This is a genomic window from Candidatus Poribacteria bacterium, assembly GCA_016866785.1.
In the GTDB taxonomy this organism is placed as follows: Bacteria; Poribacteria; WGA-4E.
The window spans coordinates 1-2,517 of record VGLH01000249.1; the positions used below are offsets into that span (position 1 = coordinate 1).

The window sequence follows — 2,517 nt, forward strand, 5'->3', positions numbered from 1 at the left end:
CGCCACTTGTGATGCCAGTCCATCAGCGACCCGGACTCCACGAACCGTATCGCCGCCGCGTTGGCAACCGCTTCGGGACTGCTGAGGGACGTTTCCATCGTCTTTGATCGGGAATTCAGCTATGAAGCGCTCCTTCGAGACCTCAAGCGCGAGAAACAACCCTTCGTCATCCGCCTGAACACCGGCAACGGGGTGCAACTGACGGACAAGGCAGGCAATCTCATCGCGTTGGCTCTGGCTCCTGGGAAGGCCGTCTTTGCCAAGAACGTCTCCTACAAGGGAACCACGCGCGTGCATCTGGCGGGACGCTGGAAGCAGGGATGCGAGGAACCTCTTTGGGTTATCACGTCGTTGGAGCCGGAGAAGGGTCTCGAACTCTACGAGAAGCGCATGAAGAGAAGTGCATGAAGATCGAGGAGAGTTTCAAAGACCTGAAGTCGCTTCTGCACCTGGACAGACTGATGAACAGGAGCCGGGGGCGGATGGAGAAGACGATCGCCTTGACGCTCATCGCCCACGCGTTGGGCTACTTGGTGGGCGAAGCGGCGCGAGATGCTCTCTACGAGAAAAACACAGGAGTCCTACTCCCCGCTCTTCGTCCTCCTGAAACATCGGATACCTCGCGCGCGCAAACGGACGCAGAACATCCGTCGCGACGCCTATCAACGGTGGATACTCCTCGTCGCACCCACTGTCCCAACTTAGCGGAGCAGATCAGGATCCGCTGGACGGTCAGCGGGATTCCTGCGCGTATGCCGCGTAGAACGCCTTTCGGAACGCGTTTCCGGCGGCTGGGTCTGTCAGGCACGGGTCCCAATCGAGCGTGGGTCTCTGACCCGCCTCTCGCTTCGGGATCATCGAGCGGGTCAGCTCCTCGCTGAGCGCGGCAAAGCGGCGACCCCACTCCTTCGTCGTGCCGTCGGCTTTGAGCAAACCCGTCAGGACGCTGACGTCCTTCGCTTCGGGCTGATCGTGGAACCCCCAATTGAGCCATCCGCAGGCGGGCCCGGCGGTCGTGCGCACCACCGACTCGCACCAATCCGCCTGCTGCTTCTCGCTGGCGGGAGCATTGTTCCCGAACCCGCCGCCGCCGTACCAGCCGAACTCGGCGATAATCACGGGCTTGCCAAACCGAGCGACTTCGCGCACGACCGCGTCGAGGTAGGCAAGGTTCCGGTCGCGCTCCTCCGGCGTCCGATACTGGTACGCGCCGCTGTCCAACGGGTAGAAGTGGACTTCGAGGAAGTCGAGGTAGGGAGCCTGCCGCGACGGTCGGAAAGCCGCGTAGTGCGCCACGGTCGGTAGGAGCATGGGCACTGCCCACTGAATGAGACCCACGGTCACCAGCGCGTCTGGATCGGCTTCCTTGATCGCCTGCGCCTGGCGACGAGTCCACTCGTCGGCGACGGACTCTCGAAAGTGCTGGTAGTCGAGGAGGCGCTGATCGTCCGGCTTCGGCTCCGAAGCCGGCACAGGCACATTGCCCCACTGGAGCGACTGCACATCGGTGTGCCAGGCGCGTGCCGCGCGCTCCGGCGTCCCGTACTGCACGCCGAGCCACGCGTTCCACTTGCGGAGCATGTGGGGCGTATCCCAACGGACGGTCGGCTCATTGAGCAGATCGTAGGCGAAGATCGTCGTCCTGCCCTTGTATCGCGTCGCCAGCAGCGTCCAGAACGTCTCGAGAGCCGACACAACCGTCTCGTCCGCAAAGTGGTCTCCCTTCATCCATTCCGGCAGCCCTTCCCAATGATCGGGCCCGGTCGGATGGACGTACAGTCCTGCTTCGTCAGCGAGGTCGAGGAACCGGTCCAGCTTCGCAACGCCATCCTCGTCGAGCGCTTCCGGCTGGGAATAGAAGGAACCGAAGGTCAGGAACACGCGGACGCAATTGCCGCCCAACTCGCGGATACGTGCGAAATCGCGTCGAGTCGCATCTTCGTCGAACTGTCGCCACACCTGTGGAGCCCAACCCGTGCCAGGTCGATAGTAGTTGACCCCGAACGGCACGTAGGGCTTCCCGGCGTCCGTCACGAATCGAGCGCTAGAGACGCGGACCTTCGGCATCGTCGGCATGGGACTCGCCACAGCGTAAGCCTCCATCGCGCAGATCAGCAGAACCGATCGTGCGATCCACCGCGCGACCGAGCGCAGGTGCGCTTGTGTCAGTCCTGCGCAATAGCCTGCGCAATAGAAAGTACGCATCTGGCGAGTCCTTGGGCTCAGGTTCTGACGTGGGAACCGAACCGAATGCAGCGACGCCGCCGAGCGAAGCAGGTTGTTGGACGATCAGACCATCCACCAGTACCCCACGGCGATGGCGGGCTTGCCGAACGCGCGGTGTTCTTCCGGGAGCGAGGAGAGCAACTCCTGCGCGCGCCGACCGATGGCGTCGGCAGCGAGTTCCATGCACCGCTGCCCGACAGCGCTCGACGCGTGCTCGCGGGGATCGAGTCCGCCGATGCCCCATGGAGCCTTCATGTCGAGGTTCAGCGTGCCGGTGCCCAGCATCGCCAT

At 63.3% G+C, this 2,517-nt stretch carries 2 protein-coding genes; one reads left to right on the forward strand and one right to left on the reverse strand.

Annotated elements, in window-relative coordinates; genetic code table 11:
* The first annotated feature begins 60 nt into the window (after positions 1–60).
* Positions 61–408, forward strand: a complete 348-nt coding sequence (locus FJZ36_18930) for a hypothetical protein (GenBank protein ID MBM3216974.1) — start codon at positions 61–63, stop codon at positions 406–408.
* A gap of 324 nt (positions 409–732) precedes the next feature.
* Here the strand turns inward: FJZ36_18930 and FJZ36_18935 are convergent, their stop codons facing one another.
* Positions 733–2,205, reverse strand: a complete 1,473-nt coding sequence (locus tag FJZ36_18935) for a hypothetical protein (GenBank protein ID MBM3216975.1) — start codon at positions 2,203–2,205, stop codon at positions 733–735.
* Positions 2,206–2,517 lie beyond the last annotated feature (312 nt).